25 protein-coding genes are annotated in these 15,713 nt (G+C 61.6%); 19 read left to right on the top strand and 6 right to left on the bottom strand.

Annotation, left to right across the window (positions count from 1 at the left end):
- The 13 genes from AB7A72_RS23350 to AB7A72_RS23410 all read left to right on the top strand — a co-directional run.
- Nucleotides 1-141, top strand: a 141-nt coding sequence (locus tag AB7A72_RS23350) for an EF-Tu C-terminal domain-related protein (protein WP_455423821.1), incomplete at its 5' end; no start/stop codon positions are given.
- A gap of 25 nt (nucleotides 142-166) precedes the next feature.
- Nucleotides 167-478: a 30S ribosomal protein S10 gene (rpsJ, locus tag AB7A72_RS23355; protein ID WP_021025591.1), complete on the top strand. Its 312-nt coding sequence runs from the start codon at nucleotides 167-169 to the stop codon at nucleotides 476-478.
- Between the two features lie 233 nt (nucleotides 479-711).
- Nucleotides 712-1,383: a 50S ribosomal protein L3 gene (gene rplC, locus AB7A72_RS23360; protein ID WP_021025592.1), complete on the top strand. Its 672-nt coding sequence runs from the start codon at nucleotides 712-714 to the stop codon at nucleotides 1,381-1,383.
- Nucleotides 1,383-2,003 carry a 50S ribosomal protein L4 gene (rplD, locus tag AB7A72_RS23365; protein ID WP_021025593.1) on the top strand — a complete coding sequence of 207 codons (621 nt, stop codon included), beginning with the start codon at nucleotides 1,383-1,385 and terminating at the stop codon, nucleotides 2,001-2,003. The genes rplC and rplD overlap by 1 nt, the downstream gene beginning before the upstream one ends.
- Nucleotides 2,000-2,335, top strand: a complete 336-nt coding sequence (gene rplW / locus AB7A72_RS23370; protein WP_021025594.1) for a 50S ribosomal protein L23 — start codon at nucleotides 2,000-2,002, stop codon at nucleotides 2,333-2,335. Before rplD ends, rplW begins: the two co-directional genes overlap by 4 nt.
- 2 nt (nucleotides 2,336-2,337) lie before the next feature.
- Entirely contained in the window at nucleotides 2,338-3,162 is an 825-nt protein-coding gene (rplB, locus tag AB7A72_RS23375; protein WP_021025595.1) for a 50S ribosomal protein L2, read from the top strand.
- Nucleotides 3,163-3,172: 10 nt separating this feature from the next.
- On the top strand, nucleotides 3,173-3,448 hold the full coding sequence (gene rpsS / locus AB7A72_RS23380) for a 30S ribosomal protein S19 (RefSeq protein WP_027010580.1): 276 nt from the start codon (nucleotides 3,173-3,175) through the stop codon (nucleotides 3,446-3,448).
- Nucleotides 3,449-3,458: 10 nt separating this feature from the next.
- Nucleotides 3,459-3,791: a 50S ribosomal protein L22 gene (gene rplV, locus AB7A72_RS23385; protein WP_021025597.1), complete on the top strand. Its 333-nt coding sequence runs from the start codon at nucleotides 3,459-3,461 to the stop codon at nucleotides 3,789-3,791.
- A 16-nt stretch (nucleotides 3,792-3,807) separates the two neighbouring features.
- Nucleotides 3,808-4,671 (top strand): 30S ribosomal protein S3, encoded by an 864-nt coding sequence (gene rpsC / locus AB7A72_RS23390; RefSeq protein ID WP_021025598.1) that lies wholly within the window; start codon nucleotides 3,808-3,810, stop codon nucleotides 4,669-4,671.
- A gap of 2 nt (nucleotides 4,672-4,673) precedes the next feature.
- Nucleotides 4,674-5,090, top strand: coding sequence for a 50S ribosomal protein L16 (gene rplP / locus AB7A72_RS23395; protein ID WP_021025599.1), 417 nt, complete (start codon nucleotides 4,674-4,676; stop codon nucleotides 5,088-5,090).
- A 17-nt stretch (nucleotides 5,091-5,107) separates the two neighbouring features.
- On the top strand, nucleotides 5,108-5,305 hold the full coding sequence (gene rpmC, locus AB7A72_RS23400; protein WP_021025600.1) for a 50S ribosomal protein L29: 198 nt from the start codon (nucleotides 5,108-5,110) through the stop codon (nucleotides 5,303-5,305).
- An 11-nt stretch (nucleotides 5,306-5,316) separates the two neighbouring features.
- Nucleotides 5,317-5,586, top strand: coding sequence for a 30S ribosomal protein S17 (gene rpsQ, locus AB7A72_RS23405; protein ID WP_021025601.1), 270 nt, complete (start codon nucleotides 5,317-5,319; stop codon nucleotides 5,584-5,586).
- Nucleotides 5,587-5,714: 128 nt separating this feature from the next.
- Nucleotides 5,715-6,224, top strand: a complete 510-nt coding sequence (locus AB7A72_RS23410) for a peroxiredoxin (protein WP_369461299.1) — start codon at nucleotides 5,715-5,717, stop codon at nucleotides 6,222-6,224.
- 133 nt (nucleotides 6,225-6,357) lie between these two features.
- Here the strand turns inward: AB7A72_RS23410 and AB7A72_RS23415 are convergent, their stop codons facing one another.
- Together AB7A72_RS23415 and AB7A72_RS23420 are read right to left on the bottom strand one after the other, a co-directional pair.
- A complete protein-coding gene (locus tag AB7A72_RS23415) occupies nucleotides 6,358-6,852 on the bottom strand; it encodes a GNAT family N-acetyltransferase (protein ID WP_239810313.1) in 495 nt (164 codons plus the stop codon).
- 117 nt (nucleotides 6,853-6,969) lie between these two features.
- Nucleotides 6,970-7,482: a TlpA family protein disulfide reductase gene (locus AB7A72_RS23420; RefSeq protein WP_369461300.1), complete on the bottom strand. Its 513-nt coding sequence runs from the start codon at nucleotides 7,480-7,482 to the stop codon at nucleotides 6,970-6,972.
- A 136-nt stretch (nucleotides 7,483-7,618) separates the two neighbouring features.
- On the opposite strand from AB7A72_RS23420, the gene AB7A72_RS23425 reads away from it, so the two are divergent.
- The 4 genes from AB7A72_RS23425 to ptsP all read left to right on the top strand — a co-directional run bounded on the left by AB7A72_RS23425 (nucleotide 7,619) and on the right by ptsP (nucleotide 10,988).
- Nucleotides 7,619-8,164: a hypothetical protein gene (locus tag AB7A72_RS23425; RefSeq protein ID WP_369461301.1), complete on the top strand. Its 546-nt coding sequence runs from the start codon at nucleotides 7,619-7,621 to the stop codon at nucleotides 8,162-8,164.
- 148 nt (nucleotides 8,165-8,312) lie between these two features.
- On the top strand, nucleotides 8,313-8,762 hold the full coding sequence (locus AB7A72_RS23430) for a PTS sugar transporter subunit IIA (protein ID WP_239810316.1): 450 nt from the start codon (nucleotides 8,313-8,315) through the stop codon (nucleotides 8,760-8,762).
- Nucleotides 8,731-9,000: an HPr family phosphocarrier protein gene (locus tag AB7A72_RS23435; protein ID WP_116926826.1), complete on the top strand. Its 270-nt coding sequence runs from the start codon at nucleotides 8,731-8,733 to the stop codon at nucleotides 8,998-9,000. Before AB7A72_RS23430 ends, AB7A72_RS23435 begins: the two co-directional genes overlap by 32 nt.
- Before the next feature lie 227 nt (nucleotides 9,001-9,227).
- On the top strand, nucleotides 9,228-10,988 hold the full coding sequence (gene ptsP, locus AB7A72_RS23440) for a phosphoenolpyruvate--protein phosphotransferase (protein WP_369461302.1): 1,761 nt from the start codon (nucleotides 9,228-9,230) through the stop codon (nucleotides 10,986-10,988).
- Between the two features lie 14 nt (nucleotides 10,989-11,002).
- On the opposite strand, the gene AB7A72_RS23445 is transcribed toward ptsP, so the two are convergent.
- Complete coding sequence (locus tag AB7A72_RS23445; protein ID WP_369461303.1) at nucleotides 11,003-11,995, bottom strand: GlxA family transcriptional regulator; 993 nt, start codon at nucleotides 11,993-11,995, stop codon at nucleotides 11,003-11,005.
- Between the two features lie 134 nt (nucleotides 11,996-12,129).
- On the opposite strand from AB7A72_RS23445, the gene AB7A72_RS23450 reads away from it, so the two are divergent.
- Nucleotides 12,130-12,720, top strand: a complete 591-nt coding sequence (locus AB7A72_RS23450; RefSeq protein WP_239810319.1) for a cysteine hydrolase family protein — start codon at nucleotides 12,130-12,132, stop codon at nucleotides 12,718-12,720.
- 85 nt (nucleotides 12,721-12,805) lie between these two features.
- Here AB7A72_RS23450 and lipA read toward each other — a convergent pair whose 3' ends face one another.
- From lipA to AB7A72_RS23465, 3 genes are all read right to left on the bottom strand, one after another.
- A complete protein-coding gene (gene lipA / locus AB7A72_RS23455) occupies nucleotides 12,806-13,786 on the bottom strand; it encodes a lipoyl synthase (RefSeq protein WP_239810320.1) in 981 nt (326 codons plus the stop codon).
- 141 nt (nucleotides 13,787-13,927) lie between these two features.
- Entirely contained in the window at nucleotides 13,928-14,632 is a 705-nt protein-coding gene (gene lipB, locus AB7A72_RS23460; RefSeq protein ID WP_312836558.1) for a lipoyl(octanoyl) transferase LipB, read from the bottom strand.
- A 57-nt stretch (nucleotides 14,633-14,689) separates the two neighbouring features.
- Nucleotides 14,690-15,001: a YbeD family protein gene (locus AB7A72_RS23465; protein WP_230775527.1), complete on the bottom strand. Its 312-nt coding sequence runs from the start codon at nucleotides 14,999-15,001 to the stop codon at nucleotides 14,690-14,692.
- Nucleotides 15,002-15,220: 219 nt separating this feature from the next.
- Here AB7A72_RS23465 and AB7A72_RS23470 point away from each other — a divergent pair, with 219 nt between their 5' ends.
- Nucleotides 15,221-15,694 (top strand): ATP synthase subunit I, encoded by a 474-nt coding sequence (locus AB7A72_RS23470; protein ID WP_239810323.1) that lies wholly within the window; start codon nucleotides 15,221-15,223, stop codon nucleotides 15,692-15,694.
- Nucleotides 15,695-15,713 lie beyond the last annotated feature (19 nt).

Below are 15,713 nucleotides of genomic sequence, written 5' to 3' on the forward strand. Positions count from 1 at the left end.
GAAATGGTTATGCCTGGCGACAACGTGTCGATCACCGTCAAGCTGATCAACCCCATCGCTATGGAAGAAGGTCTGCGTTTCGCTATCCGCGAAGGCGGCCGTACCGTGGGCGCTGGCGTGGTTGCCAAGATCATTGCTTAATTCTTAGAACAACTGGGAATTAACCATGTCCAAGCAAAAAATCCGCATCCGCCTGAAGGCTTTCGATTACAAGTTGATCGACCAGTCCGCTGCTGAAATCGTTGAAACCGCCAAGCGCACCGGCGCGATTGTCAAGGGTCCCGTGCCCCTGCCAACCCGCATGAAGCGTTTCGACATTCTGCGTTCGCCCCACGTGAACAAGACCTCGCGTGACCAGCTGGAAATCCGCACCCACCAACGCCTGATGGACATTGTCGATCCTACCGACAAGACCGTTGACGCGCTGATGAAGCTGGACCTGGCTGCCGGCGTGGACGTCGAAATCAAACTGCAATAAGGCCTTAAAGCCACACCTCCGGGTGTGGCTGCTTGTCCTTTCTGACGCGAACTTGCCTATTTGGGAAGTTCGCGTTAGAATTTATGGCTTCGTGATCTATACACCCAATTTGCCTGGCATTTTGGTGGTAAGAGGCGAAGTTTTTATTAACCTTCTTTCGTGCCGATGGCGTCAAACCCAGGGGCAACACCGAGCCAATTGCAGTTTCGGTGGCGGAAGTTTTGGAGCAACAAATGAGTCAAAGCAACTCCCTCGGGTTGCTGGGCCGTAAGGTAGGCATGATGCGCCTGTTCACGGATGACGGCGATGCAGTGCCTGTCACCGTGGTGGATGTGTCTAACAACCGCGTGACCCAGGTCAAAACCCAAGAGAACGACGGCTACGTGGCCCTGCAGGTCACCTTTGGTCAACGCCGCGCTTCGCGCGTGACCAAGCCAGCCGCTGGCCACCTGGCCAAGGCAGGCGTGGAAGCTGGTGAAATCACCCAGGAATTCCGCGTTGAAGCTGACACCGCCGGCAAGTACGCCGCAGGTGCATCCTTGCCAGTGACCGAGATCTTCGCAGTGGGCCAAAAGGTCGACGTGCAAGGTACCTCGATCGGTAAGGGCTACGCCGGTACCATCAAGCGTCACAACTTCAAGTCGCAACGTGCTTCTCACGGTAACAGCCGTTCGCACAATGTTCCCGGCTCGATCGGTATGGCACAAGACCCAGGTCGCGTGTTCCCCGGCAAGCGCATGACCGGTCACATGGGCGATGAGACCGTGACTACCCAGAATCTCGACGTGGTTCGCATCGACGAAGCCCGTCAACTGCTGCTGATCAAGGGCGCAATCCCCGGTTCGAAGAATGGCTTCGTGACCGTGCGTCCTGCTGTCAAGGCAGCTGCTAAAGGAGCGAACTAATGAAGCTCGAACTCCTGAACGAACAAGGTAAGGCAGCCTCCCAAGTGGACGCTCCTGAGACCGTGTTTGGTCGCGATTTCAATGAAGACCTGATTCACCAGATCATCGTTGCTTACCGCGCCAACGGCCGTCAAGGCACACGCGCTCAAAAGGACCGCGAACAAGTCCGTCACACCACCGCCAAGCCTTTCAAACAAAAGGGTACTGGCCGTGCACGTGCTGGTATGTCGTCTTCGCCTCTGTGGCGTGGCGGCGGTCGCATCTTCCCGAATCTGCCTGATGAAAACTTCACGCAGAAGATCAACAAGAAGATGTACCGTGCCGGTATGGCATCCATCTTCTCGCAGCTGGCCCGTGAAGGCCGCCTGGCTGTGGTTGATTCGCTGACGGTTGATTCGCCCAAGACCAAGGTACTGGCTGACAAGTTCAAGTCCATGAACCTGGACTCGGTGATGGTGATCGCCGACGAAGTGGACGAAAACCTGTACCTCGCTTCGCGCAATCTGAAGAATGTGTTCGTGGTCGAGCCACGTTACGCTGATCCAGTGTCGCTGGTGCAATTCAAGAAAGTGCTCGTTACCAAGGGCGCTCTCGACAAACTCAAGGAGATGTTCGCATGAGCCGTGTGAACCCTACTCCCGCCGAACGCAAGTTCGACGAAGGTCGTCTGATGCAAGTGCTGGTCGCTCCTATCGTGTCCGAAAAGGCCACGCTGGTTGCTGAAAAGTCCAACGCTGTGACATTCAAGGTGCTGCAGAACGCCACCAAGCCCGAGATCAAGGCCGCTGTTGAGCTGCTGTTCAAGGTCGAAGTGAAGGGCGTGTCTGTGGTGAACACCAAGGGCAAGACCAAGCGCTTTGGCAAGACCATTGGCCGCCGCGACAACGTGCGCAAGGCTTATGTGCTGCTCAAGCCAGGTCAAGAGCTGAACCTCTCTGGGGAGGCTGCGTAATCATGGCTGTTATTAAGCTCAAACCAACTTCGCCCGGCCAACGCCATGTGGTGAAGGTGACCCGTGGCCATCTGCACAAGGGCGAAGGTTTCGCTCCTCTGCTGGAACCTCAGTTCCAAAAGGCAGGCCGCAACAACAACGGTCACATCACTACCCGTCACAAGGGCGGTGGTCACAAGCACCACTACCGTGTGGTGGACTTCAAGCGCACCAAGGACGGCATCCCCGCCAAGGTTGAGCGTATTGAATACGATCCAAACCGTACTGCTCACATCGCTCTGGTGTGCTACGCAGACGGCGAGCGTCGCTATGTGATCGCTCCGCGTAACCTGGAAGTGGGCGCAACCATCATCAGTGGCTCTGAAGCACCGATCCGCGTGGGTAACACCCTGCCGATCCGCAACATCCCTGTGGGTTCGACCATTCACTGCATCGAGCTGAAGATCGGCGCTGGCGCACAAATCGCCCGTTCCGCTGGTACCTCGGCTACCCTGCTGGCTCGCGAAGGCGTTTACGCCCAAGTGCGTATGCGTTCGGGCGAAGTTCGCAAGATCCATATCGAATGCCGTGCAACCATCGGTGAAGTCGCCAACGAAGAACACAGCCTGCGCCAACTGGGCAAGGCCGGTGTCAAGCGTTGGATGGGTATTCGTCCTACCGTCCGCGGTGTGGTGATGAACCCTGTCGATCACCCACACGGTGGTGGTGAAGGCAAGACCGGTGAAGGCCGTCACGCAGTTGACCCATGGGGCAATCTGACGAAGGGCTACCGTACCCGTAACAACAAGCGCACACAGACCATGATCGTGTCGCGCCGTAAGAAGTAAGGGGTAGCAAATGACTCGTTCTCTTAAAAAGGGTCCGTTTGTTGACCATCACTTGCTGGCAAAGGTCGAAAAGGCCATCGCCACCAAGGACAAGAAACCAGTGAAGACCTGGTCGCGTCGCTCCATGGTTCTGCCCGATTTCATCGGTCTGACCATCGCCGTGCACAACGGCAAGCAACACGTACCGGTATATGTAACCGACCAGATGGTGGGCCACAAGCTCGGCGAATTCGCCCTGACGCGCACCTTCAAGGGTCACCCCGCTGATAAAAAAGCGAAACGATAAGGAGTAGACCATGTCTGAAACACGTGCAGTCCTCCGCGGCGTTCGCCTGTCGGTTGACAAAGGCCGTCTGGTTGCGGATCTGATTCGCGGCAAGAAGGTTGACCAAGCTCTGAACATTCTCGAATTCACGCAGAAAAAAGCTGCTGTGATCGTCAAGAAGGTTCTGGAGTCCGCTATCGCCAACGCTGAGCACAACGACGGCGCTGACATCGACGAACTGAAGGTCAAGACCATCTTCGTTGAGCAAGGCACCACGCTCAAGCGTTTTACCGCTCGCGCCAAGGGCCGCGGCAACCGCATCAGCAAGCCTACCTGCCACATTTATGTGACCGTGGGTAACTGAGGCCTAAAGGAAGAACATGGGACAAAAAATCCATCCTACCGGCTTCCGTCTGGCGGTCAGCCGTAACTGGTCTAGCCGCTGGTACGCAAGCAACCGTGATTTCGCCGGCATGCTGGCCGAAGACATCAAGGTTCGTGAGTACCTGAAAGAGAAGCTGAAGAACGCTGCCGTGGCACGCGTTCTGATCGAGCGTCCTGCCAAGAATGCCCGTATCACCATTTACTCGGCTCGTCCTGGTGTGGTGATCGGCAAGAAGGGTGAAGACATCGAGGCCCTGAAGAAGGAACTCGCTGCTCGCCTGGGCGTGCCAGTCGCTGTGAACATCGAAGAAGTGCGCAAGCCTGAAATCGATGCCCAGCTGATCGCTGACTCGATCACCCAGCAGCTCGAAAAGCGTATCCAGTTCCGCCGCGCCATGAAGCGTGCGATGCAGAACGCGATGCGTCTGGGCGCTCAAGGTATCAAGATCATGTCGTCGGGCCGTCTGAACGGTATCGAAATCGCACGTACTGAGTGGTACCGCGAAGGCCGTGTGCCACTGCACACCCTGCGCGCCGACATCGATTACGGCACCTCCGAAGCCAAGACCACCTACGGTGTGATCGGCGTGAAGGTGTGGGTCTACAAGGGTGACACTCTGGGTCGTAACGATCTGCCAGCCGCAGAAACGCCACGTCCTGAAGAAGAGCGTCGTCCACGTGGTCCTCGTCGTGACAACCGCAATGGCGATCGTCCATCGCGTGGCCCTCGCCGCCCCGCTGGTGGTAACACGGCTCCTGCAGACGGTAGCGACAAGCCCGCCGGCGCTGGTGCTGATTCCGTTAAGCGCGTTCGCAAGACTGACGCGCCCGCTACAGCAGCGGACGGTAAAGGAGAATAACTATGCTGCAACCTGCTCGCCGCAAATACCGCAAGGAGCAAAAGGGTCGCAACACTGGTATCGCAACCCGTGGCAACACGGTAGCGTTCGGTGATTTCGGCCTGAAATGCACGGACCGTGGCCGCCTGACGGCCCGCCAGATCGAGGCTGCACGTCGTGCAATCTCCCGTCACGTCAAGCGTGGCGGCCGTATCTGGATCCGCGTGTTCCCTGACAAGCCAATCTCGACCAAGCCAGCCGAAGTCCGTATGGGTAACGGTAAGGGCAACCCAGAGTACTACGTGGCTGAAATTCAGCCCGGTAAGATGGTGTTCGAAATCGTTGGCGTGCCCGAAGAACTGGCCCGCGAAGCGTTCCGCCTGGCTGCTGCCAAGCTGCCGCTGCGCACCACGTTCGTTACCCGTCAGCTTGGCGCTTAAATTCAGGAGAAATCGATATGACGAAAGCTGCTGAACTGCGCCAAAAAGACGTTGCTGGCCTGGAAGCCGAGATCAAGTCCTTGCAAAAGGCCCACTTTGGTCTGCGCATGCAAAAGGCAACGCAACAACTGGGTAACACCGCCACCATCAAGGCTACCCGCCGCGATGTGGCACGTGCCAAGACCATTCTTGCTGAAAAGCAAGCCGCCAAGTAATAGGAGCCGACATGACGGAAGCTAAAAAATCCCTCAAGCGCACCTTGATTGGCAAGGTGGTCAGCGATAAGCGTGAAAAGACCGTGACCGTTCTGGTAGAACGCCGCGTGAAGCACCCCATCTACGACAAGATCATGATCAAGTCCAGCAAGTACCACGCCCACGACGAAAAGGGCGAGTACAACACGGGCGATACCATCGAGATCACCGAGAGCCGTCCGCTCTCCAAGACCAAGAACTGGGTCGCTACCCGCTTGGTGCAAAAGGCTGCTTTGGTTTAAGTCTTTTGCGACTTGTACCAACGTAACTTCAAAAACGACCCACAATCTGTGGGTCGTTTTTTTATGCCCGTTTTGGCCGCCCGGCCTGCGGGTTCTCTGCCTGATGGGCAATTTTCAAGGAGTACACCATGATCAAAGTTGGCGATTCGCTTCCCGTTGCAACCCTGAGCGAGTTTGTGGCAGTGGAAGGCAATGGCTGCAGCCTGGGCCCCAATGCCTTTGATGTGACCAAGGAAGCGGCTGGCAAGACCATCGCTTTGTTTGCGGTGCCCGGTGCATTCACGCCGACCTGCTCTGCCAAGCATTTGCCCGGTTACGTGGAAAAGGCCGAGGCCTTCAAGGCCGCCGGCGTGGACGAAATCTGGTGCCTGTCGGTCAACGATGCCTTTGTGATGGGCGCCTGGGGCAGGGACCAGCACACCGAAGGCAAGGTGCGCATGATTGGCGACGGCGATGCCGCCTTTGCCAAGGCCACCGGCCTGACCCTGGACCTGAACGGCAAGGGCCTGGGCCTGCGCAGCAACCGCTACTCGATGCTGGTCAAGGACGGCAAGGTCGTGCAGCTGAATGTGGAAGCCCCTGGCCAGTTCACGGTCAGCGATGCCGATACCATCCTGGCCCAAGCCAAGCAGGCTTGAGCCGCATCCGGGCCGCTGCGGTGCCGCAAGGCGCTGCAGGGCCGGGTCTGAACGCACAAAAGCACGCCCAGGCGTGCTTTTTTTGTGGCCGCTGGCCCATCGCGCAGCCTGCGCTGCGGCGCGCGCACGGCCGTCAGGGGTGAACGTCCGCCTTCAGGTAATGCGTGCCAGCGACGGGGTTGTGGTAGTAGGGGGGAATCTCTTCAAAGCCGAAATCGGCGTAGAGCGCGCGCGCCGACTCCATGCTGTCCAGCGTATCGAGCAGGATGCAGTCATAGCCCAGCCGGATGGCGCTGGCCATCGTGTAGTCGACCAGCTGGCGGCCCAGGCCAAAGCCGCGGAAGGCCTTGCGCACGTAGAGGCGCTTCATCTCGCAGGCATTGCTGTAGTCCACATCATCCAGCGGCCGCAGTGCGCAGCAACCGGCGACGGAACCCTCGACCAGGGCGAGTACAAGATCGCCCCGGGGCTCGCCATATTCGCCGGGCAAGTCGGCCAATTCATCCTCAAAACCCTGGAAACCCAGATCAATATCCAGTGATTGGGCATATTCCCGGAAGATCTCGCGGGTCACCGCAAGCTCTTCCGGTGTGGTGGGGTGCAGGAGCGTTATCTCAGGTCTGTCCACAGCGGCGGCGCTTAGTCAAGGAATGCGCAGTGTAGCGCCCACGCCCTCACAGTCACCATCGAAAAACCGCCTGTCGAAGGCGGTTTTCCCGGTGGCAGGCAGCGGGCTGGCACTGGTTCAGGTCTCGGCCAGCAGCTTGTCGATCAGCTTGTGCAGCTCATCGAAGTTGGGCGCGCCCACATAGCGTTTGACCACCTGGCCCTGCTTGTTGACGACAAAGGTTGTCGGGGTGAGCTGGATGTCGCCCCAGTCCTTCGCAATCTGGCCGGTGTTGTCGATCGCGACCTTGAACGGCAGCTTGCGCGACTGGGCAAAGTTGACGACATAGCTCGGTGGGTCGTAATGCATGGCCACCGCCAGCGTGTCGTAGCCCCGGTCCTTGTACTTGTCGTAGGTCTTGACGATCTCGGGCATCTCCGCGACGCAAGTGGTGCAGCTGGTGGCCCAGAAGTTCACCAGGGTGACCTTGCCCTTCATGTCAGCGGTGGTCTGGGTGCTGCCGCTGAGCAGCACAAAGCGGCTCTCGGGTGCGGCCGCCTTCCCGGTGCCCTGGTAGACAAAGGCACCGATGCCCAGCGCCGCAGCGATGGCCAGCGCGGTAAAGACGGTGGTGGTGGTTTTTCTGGACATGGTGCTCGGAGTCAAAGCCGTGCCGAAAGTTCGGCGTTGTGGCCATTATGCGACCCTGGCTGCAGGCAGGCGCAGCGCAACGGCCCTACCTGCGCGTCTGGCTTGACCATCGCAGTGCCGTGCCCATAATGGCCGGATGCCCCTGGCCCGCTGCCTGATCCTCTCCACCGCGTTGCTGCTGGCCGCCTGCAGCCCGGCGCTGAACTGGCGCGTCGTGGCCCTGGCCGATGCGCCACTGGACCTGCTGCTGCCCTGCAAGCCTGACCGAGCAGTGCGTGAGGTGGTCTGGGGCACACAGACCTTGGCGGTGTCGATGGTGGGCTGCCAGGCCGAGGGGGCGACCTATGCACTGGCCCATGTGGCCTTGGCACAGCCGCAGGATGCAGCCACGGTGATGGCGGACTGGCAAAAGGCGTTGCACCAGCAGCTGCAGATGGCCGATGCCTGGCAGCCGCTGCCCGGACAGAACCTGGTGTTGCCCGGTACGTTGGAGCTGCCCCAGGCGCGCCAGGTGCAGTGGCAGGGCCGCAACGGCACGGGCCAGGCGGTGTATGCGGATGCGCGCTGGTTTGCGCGCACCGAAGGGCCGCAGGTGCGGGTCTACCAGGCCCTGGTGCTGTCCGCTGCGCCTTTGGCGGACGGGGCGCTGCAGAGCTTTGTCAAAGGGCTGCAACTGCGTTAGGGTGGGAGCGCGCCAGCCCGGGCGTTGGGCTAAGCAACACTACCAATGTTGCAGTGCCGCAAAATCGCTACACTGGCAGAGGGCGCGGCTGGGCCGGTATCGCCGCCAGTGGGGCGCCTCTTCACAGAACTTCTTGTATTTTGATTTGATGAGCAACCGGATACTGTTGATCGCCCATGCACCGCTGGCCCAGGCGCTGGCGCAATGCGCCGCGCATGTGTTCCCCGACAGCGGCGAGCACCTGATGGCGCTGGATGTGCCTGCCAGCGCCGATCCGGTGGCCTGCCTGGAAGAGGCGCAGGCCATGCTCGACCACAGCCACAGCGGCCCGGTGCTGGTGCTGAGCGACGTGTTCGGTGCGACCCCGCATAATATTGCCCAGGAATTGGCCAAGCGCCGTGCATCCACCCGGCTGGTGGCCGGTGTCAACCTGCCGATGCTGCTGCGCGCGCTGTGCTATCGCCAGGAAGCGCTCGACAGCCTCGTGGCCCGGGCCATCGCAGGGGGCAGCCAGGGCATCATGCAGGTGACGCAGACCACGCCACAGAACCAGAATATCCGAGCACATGATCAAGACCGCAGTCACCATCAGCAATAAACTGGGCCTGCACGCCCGCGCGTCGGCCAAGCTCACCAAGCTCGCCGGCAGCTTTGCCTGCGAGGTCTGGATCACGCGGGGCGAACGCCGCGTCAACGCCAAAAGCATCATGGGTGTGATGATGCTGGCCGCCGGTATCGGCACCGAGGTGACCATCGAAACCGATGGCGCCGATGAGCAGCAGGCAATGGATGCGCTGCTGGCCCTCATCAACGACAAGTTCGGCGAAGGCGAATAAGGCGCCGCCCGGCGTCTGCAGCGGCGCAGCGCAGGCTTGCTTGTCGCGCCAGGCGCTCTGCTGCCTGCCTATGCCGGGCTGCGGCCCGCGTTGCACAGGCAGGCGCCGCGCTTTGCCTGAACGCCTACCTTTCCCCCGCTTTACCGGCCCCGTGCTTGTACAGTCTTCTGAGACAGGCGTATAAATCAGCTTGGCGCACCAGCGCGCCAGCGAAGAGGAAGTTCCGCATGACATTTGCCATCCATGGAATCGCAGTGGCCCGGGGGATTGCCATTGGCAGGGCAGTCATGGCAGCGTCCAGCCACCTGGAGGTCACCCATTACCTGATCGAGCCCGACCAGGTGGCGCGCGAGATCGAGCGCGTGCGCAAGGGACGGCTGGCGGTGATCGAAGAGCTGCAGCGCCTGCGCGGCGACCTGGGCGTCGATGCCCCGCAGGAGCTGGAGCCGCTCTTGGATGTGCACCTGATGCTGGTGCAGGATGACATGCTGTCCTCGGGCGTGCGCCAGCTGATCAGCGAACGCCTCTACAACGCCGAATGGGCGCTGACCGCGCAGCTGGAGCTGCTGTGCCGCCAGTTCGACGAGATGGACGACGAGTACCTGCGTGAGCGCAAAGGCGACCTGGAACAGGTGGTGGAGCGGGTGCTGCGCCATATGCGCGGTGTCTCCAGCCCGGTGGCCGCACCGGTCAGTACGCCGCCGGGCGGGCAGGCGGGGCAGCACGACTGGGTGGCCGATGAGCGCGATGCGCCGATGGTGCTGATCGCCAATGACCTCTCGCCCGCCGACATGCTGCAGTTCAAGCAAAGCGTGTTTGCCGGCTTTGTCACGGCGGTGGGCGGCAAGACCAGCCATACCGCCATTGTTGCCCGCAGCATGGACATTCCGGCCGTCGTGGGTGCACGCACGGCCAGCCAGCTCATCCGCGCCGACGACTGGGTCATCATCGACGGCGATGCCGGTGAGGTGATTGTCGACCCGTCGCCCATCCTGCTGGAGGAGTACCGCTTCAAGCAGCGCCAGATGCGGCTGGAGCGCGAGCGCCTCTCGCGCCTGCGCGATACGCCGTCGATCACCCTCGATGGTGAGCGCGTCGAGCTGCTGGCCAACATCGAGCAGCCCGGTGATGGCCCGGCCGCCGTGAAGGCCGGCGCCGTGGGCGTGGGGTTGTTCCGGACCGAATTTCTCTTCATGGGGCGCAGTGGCAAGGTGCCCGATGAAGAAGAACAGTACCGCGCCTACCGCGAAGCGCTCGAAGGCATGCAGGGCATGCCGGTCACGATCCGCACCTTGGACGTGGGTGCCGACAAGCCGCTGGACAAGGCCCAGCCCAAGGACTACTACCTCAACCCGGCGCTGGGCCTGCGCGCCATCCGCTTCAGCCTGGCCGACCCGGATATGTTCCGCACGCAGTTGCGAGCCATCCTGCGCGCGGCGGCCCATGGACCGGTGCAGTTGCTGTTCCCGATGCTGGCCCATGTGAGCGAGATCAAGCAGACCCTGGCGCTGGTGGAGCAGGCCTCGCAGGAGCTGCGCGAGCGCCAAGTGCCCCAGGGCCTGGTCAAGCTGGGCGCGATGATCGAGATACCGGCTGCGGCGCTGACGGTGCGCACCTTTTTGAAGTACTTCGATTTCCTGTCGATCGGCACGAATGACCTGATCCAGTACACCTTGGCCATTGACCGGGCCGACGAGGCCGTATCGCAGCTCTACGACCCCTTCCACCCCGCCGTGCTGCGCCTGGTGGCCGAGGTCATCCAGGCGGCCAATGCGGCGGGCAAGGATGTCTGCGTCTGCGGTGAAATGGCGGGCGATACAGCCATGACCCGCCTGCTGCTGGGCCTGGGGCTGCGCAGCTTCTCGATGCAGCCCGCGCAGATCCTGGCCATCAAGCAGCAGGTGCTGCGCGCCGACACGCGGCGCCTGGTGGGCTGGGCCCAGCAGGTGGTGGATGCCGAGAACCCGGCGGATCTGCTGGAGAGCTGAAGCCTTCGCAGCGCTTACTCTGCCGGCGTGCGAAAGCGGCTGCGGTACTGGCCCGGCGTGGTGCCCAGCTGGCGGCGAAAAGCGCGGTGCAGCGTATCGGTGGTCTTGAAGCCGCAGGTCCCGGCCACCTGCTCCAGGGAGGCATCGGTGGCCTCCAGCTGCTGGCGGGCCGCTTCCACCCGCGCAGCTTCCAGGTAGGCCGCTGGTGTCATGCCCAGCTCGGTCTTGAAGATGCGGGCCAGCTGCCGGTCGCTCACATGCATCTGCTCAGCCAGGTCCGCCATCGACAGCGGCTGGCCCAGGTGCTGCGCAATGTACTGGCGCAGGTCTTCCATGCGGCGGGTGCTCGACAGCGGCTCGAGCATCACGCTGAACTGGCTTTGGCCGCCAGTGCGTCTCAGGAACATCACCAGCTGGCGCGCCACGCGCATCGCCAGGGTATTGCCAAAATCCTCGGCCACCAGGGCCAGCGCCAGGTCCAGGCAGGTGGTCAGGCCGGCGCCGGTCCAGATGCGGCCCTGCTGGATGTAGATGCGGTCGGCATCGACACGGATGCCGGGGTGGTCCTGGGCCAGTTGCGCAGCGGTGGACCAGTGCGTCGTGGCCTCCTTGCCCTCCAGCAGGCCGGCAGCCGCCAGGATATGGGCACCCACACAGACCGAGGCCACGCGCCGGGACTGCGCCGACAGGGTCTGCACCCACCGCACCACGGCCGGATCGGCCAATGCCTGCACGCGGCCCTTGGCGTCGGTCTCGACCGAGCCGGGCACGATCAAGGTATCAATCGCCTGGTGCTGCAGGCGGTCCAGGCGAATGTCGGGCAGCACGCGCACGCCAGCGGCCGTGGTCACCGGCTCCAGCGATTCCGCCGCCAGCAGCACCTGGTAGCCGCAGGGCCGCTCCATCTCGCGCTGCAGCAGCGCAAACACCTCGGGCGGACCGGTGATGTCGAGCAGGTCCACCCGGTCAAACAACACGATCACGATCAGGCGTTCTGGATGCGGCATGCGGTCTCTCGTTAGGGGCGGGTGTCGGTTTTTGCGGCTAAGACGGCATTGTCCGCCGCAGGGGCTGTGCCTAAGATGCATCCATGGCGCCACCATTGCGGGTGGCGGTCTCCCAACCCCACAAGGCAACCACCATGCACACCAGCACTTTACGCGAACTCAACCAACTCGATGCCAAGCCAGCCGTTCTGGCCCAGTCGACCCTGATTCTGGTCGACTACCAGAACACCTACACCCGTGGCGTCATGGAACTCGAGGGCTGGCAAGCCGCACTCGATGCCGCATCGCGGCTGCTGGCCCAGGCCCGCGCTGCAGGCGCCAAGGTGATCCATGTGATGCACGACGGCGGCGAGGGCTCGCCTTATGACATACGCGCCGAGATCGGCCAGATCCACGCCAGCGTTGCGCCGCTGGCCGGTGAGCCGGTTGTCGTCAAGAAGGCTCCCAACTCCTTCCACAACACCGACCTGGCCCAGCATGTGGAAGCGGCAGGCAACGAGCAGCTGGTGATCATCGGCTTCATGAGTCATATGTGCGTCACCTTCACCGCCGAAGGTGCCTTCCTGCGCGGCAAGCGCGCCACCGTCGTCGCCAATGCCTGCGCCACCCGGCCGCTGCAATCGGCCGCCGGCGCAGTCTCTGCCGCGCAACTGCACCAAGGCGCAATGGCCACCATTGGTGACCTGTATGCGGTGGTGGTGGGCAGCAGCGCGGCGCTGGGTTAAGGCTGCGCTCCGGTAGCGTGCTCCAAAGCAAAGAGGCTGCCCCTGTGTTGCCAGGGGCAGCCTCTTGGTGGAGGGCACTCAGGGTTTAGACGCCTGCAGCGTGTGCCTGCTGGTCGGCATGGTAGCTGGAGCGCACCATCGCACCAACGGCGGCGTGGGTAAAGCCCATCTTGTAGGCCTCTTCCTCAAACATCTTGAAGGTGTCGGGGTGCACATAGCGGCGCACCGGCAAGTGGCTGTTCGACGGGGCCAGGTACTGGCCGATGGTCAGCATGTCGATGTTGTGGGCGCGCATGTCGCGCATCACCTGCAGGATCTCCTCGTCCGTCTCGCCCAGGCCCACCATGATGCCGCTCTTGGTCGGCACCGTGGGGTGCAGTTCCTTGAACTTCTTGAGCAGGTTCAGGCTGAACTGGTAGTCGGAGCCGGGGCGCGCTTCCTTGTACAGGCGCGGTGCGGTCTCCAGGTTGTGGTTCATCACATCGGGCGGCGCAGCCTTCAGGATCTCCAGCGCGCGGTCGTCACGGCCCCGGAAGTCCGGCACCAGGATCTCGATCTGGGTCGTGGGCGAGAGCTCGCGGATGTTCTTGATGCACTCGACAAAGTGGCCCGAGCCACCATCGCGCAGGTCATCGCGGTCCACGCTGGTGATCACCACATACTTGAGGCGCAGAGCTGCAATGGTGCGTGCCAGGTTCAGCGGCTCGTTCAGATCGAGCGGATCGGGGCGGCCATGGCCCACGTCACAGAACGGGCAGCGGCGCGTGCACTTGTCGCCCATGATCATGAAGGTCGCCGTGCCCTTGCCAAAGCATTCGCCGATGTTGGGGCAGCTGGCCTCTTCACAGACGGTGTGCAGATTGTTCTGGCGCAGGATGTCCTTGATCTCGTAGAAGCGGGTCGTGGGGCTGCCCGCCTTGACGCGGATCCACTCCGGCTTTTTCAGCACCTCGGCTTGCTGGACCTTCACGGGGATGCGCGCCAGTTTGGCGGCAGCCTTTTGCTTGGCCAGCGGGTTGTAGGTGGCAGCGGACTGTGCTTCGCGCACGACTTCATTGGTGCTCATGTTGCTCACTTTAGTTGTTTCACCGCGTTCTGTGCGACAGGCACGCACAAAACCGGAGGGGCCGTAGGCTCAGAGCAAGAACGGCCCGAGGCTGCTGCGCCGCCCCTTGGTGGGGAACAGGGCGTGCGCTGCGGCACCAGGTTATGCAGAACCGGCAGGCGCCAAGCGGGCGGAAAGCTCTTGCGCCAAGGTCTTGGCGACGTCCTCCCAGTCGGCGTTAACCCCGATTGTAGAAAGATCGACGGTTTGCAGCCCGGCATAACCGCAAGGGTTGATGCGGTGGTAGGGTTCCAGATCCATCTTTACATTCAGCGCGACGCCGTGGTAGCTGCAGTGCCGGCTGATCTTGATGCCCAGGGCGGCGATCTTGCCCAGGCCTTCAAACACCGGCTCGGGGGCGGGGCTGCCATCACTGCGCTGCATCGGGCGCTGGGCCAGCATTGCGTGGGAGAAGGGGTCATCCAGGCGCACGTAGATGCCCGGAGCGCCTGCTACGCGGTGGCCGGTCACACCCAAGGTGGCCAGGGTTCGGATCACGGCTTCCTCAATGCGGAACACATACTCCTTGACGAAGTAGCCCGCGCGCTGCAGATCAATCAGAGGGTAAGCGACCACTTGCCCCGGGCCGTGGTAGGTGACCTGGCCGCCCCGGTTGGTCTGCACCACTGGAATGTCGCCTGTATGCAACAAATGGCTGGGCAGGCCGGCAATGCCCTGCGTGAAAGTGGCCGCATGCTCACACATCCACAGCTCATCGGGCGTCTGCGGCGAACGCTGGGCAGTGAATTGCTGCATGGCTTGCAGCGTGGGCGCGTAGTCGGCCTGGCCAAGAAAGCGGGTGTACATCGCAAAAATCGGCCACCAAGGGCCGGCAAGGTTCACAAAGGTGACAACAAGGCCCGCTTACAGCACGACCTTGACCATGGGGCTGGAGGTGAGCGCCCGGTAGAGGTTGTCCAGCTGTTCGCGGCTGGTGGCCGTCACGGTGATCGTGACGCCCAGGTACTTGTCGCCGCTGCTGGGGCGCAGCTCTACCGAGCTGGCGTCGAAGAAGGGGTCGTGTTCCTTGGCGATGGCGGTGACCGCGTGGACAAAGCCGTCCTGGTTGAGACCCATCACTTTAATCGGGAAGTCTGAGGGGTATTCGATCAGGGAATCTTTGCGGGGATCGGCGCCGGAATCGACAGGGTCAACAGGAGGTGTAGTGGTGGTCATTTTGCTATTAAAACAGAAGCTTGCAAGTGATGTGCCATCAGCTGATAAGCCATCTTCCTGGTGTGGAATTTGTCGGATGCAACTGACGTGAAAAGGGGCGCAATGGGGGCTTGTGTGCCGCAAAAAAACAGACGCGCAACAAAACGCTTCCCGTTTGCAACGGGTTTATCCTTATAATCGCAGGCTTTGGCTAGGTTGTTCTGCCCGGGAGCCAACACTATGACAACAGATGCTCCACAAGAAGAACATGTGGCCGAAGAGCCGGACTTCAAGCCCCTGACTGCGCAAGAAGCAGCAGAGTGGCGCCAGCGCCATCCGCCGGTATCGGTGGTGCGTGTGGTGAAGTGGCAGCTGGTCGTCGGGGTGGTGCTCACGGTGTTGGTGGGTCTGGTGACGCAGCGGGCCGGATGGATGTGGTCGGTGGCATACGGTGCGGCGGCGGTGGTGATTCCTGCTGCCTTTTTTGCACGTGGGTTGCGGCTGCATCTGGGGGCTGGGCAAGAGAATCTTGCGATGGTCCGGTTCTTTGGTTTGGAGATCGCAAAATTGGTTTTGACCGTGGTGCTGCTGCTGCTGGCGCCTCTGGTCGTGCCGGGACTCAACTGGTTGGCGCTGGTGTTGGGTCTGGTTGTAGTGATGAAAACGTACTGGTTGGCGCTTTGGCTGCTGACCAGATCTGCAAAAATTTTGTAATTGAGAAGAAGAGTTGTCC

This window comes from Comamonas sediminis, from assembly GCF_041107495.1.
Taxonomy (GTDB): domain Bacteria; phylum Pseudomonadota; class Gammaproteobacteria; order Burkholderiales; family Burkholderiaceae_C; genus Comamonas; species Comamonas sediminis.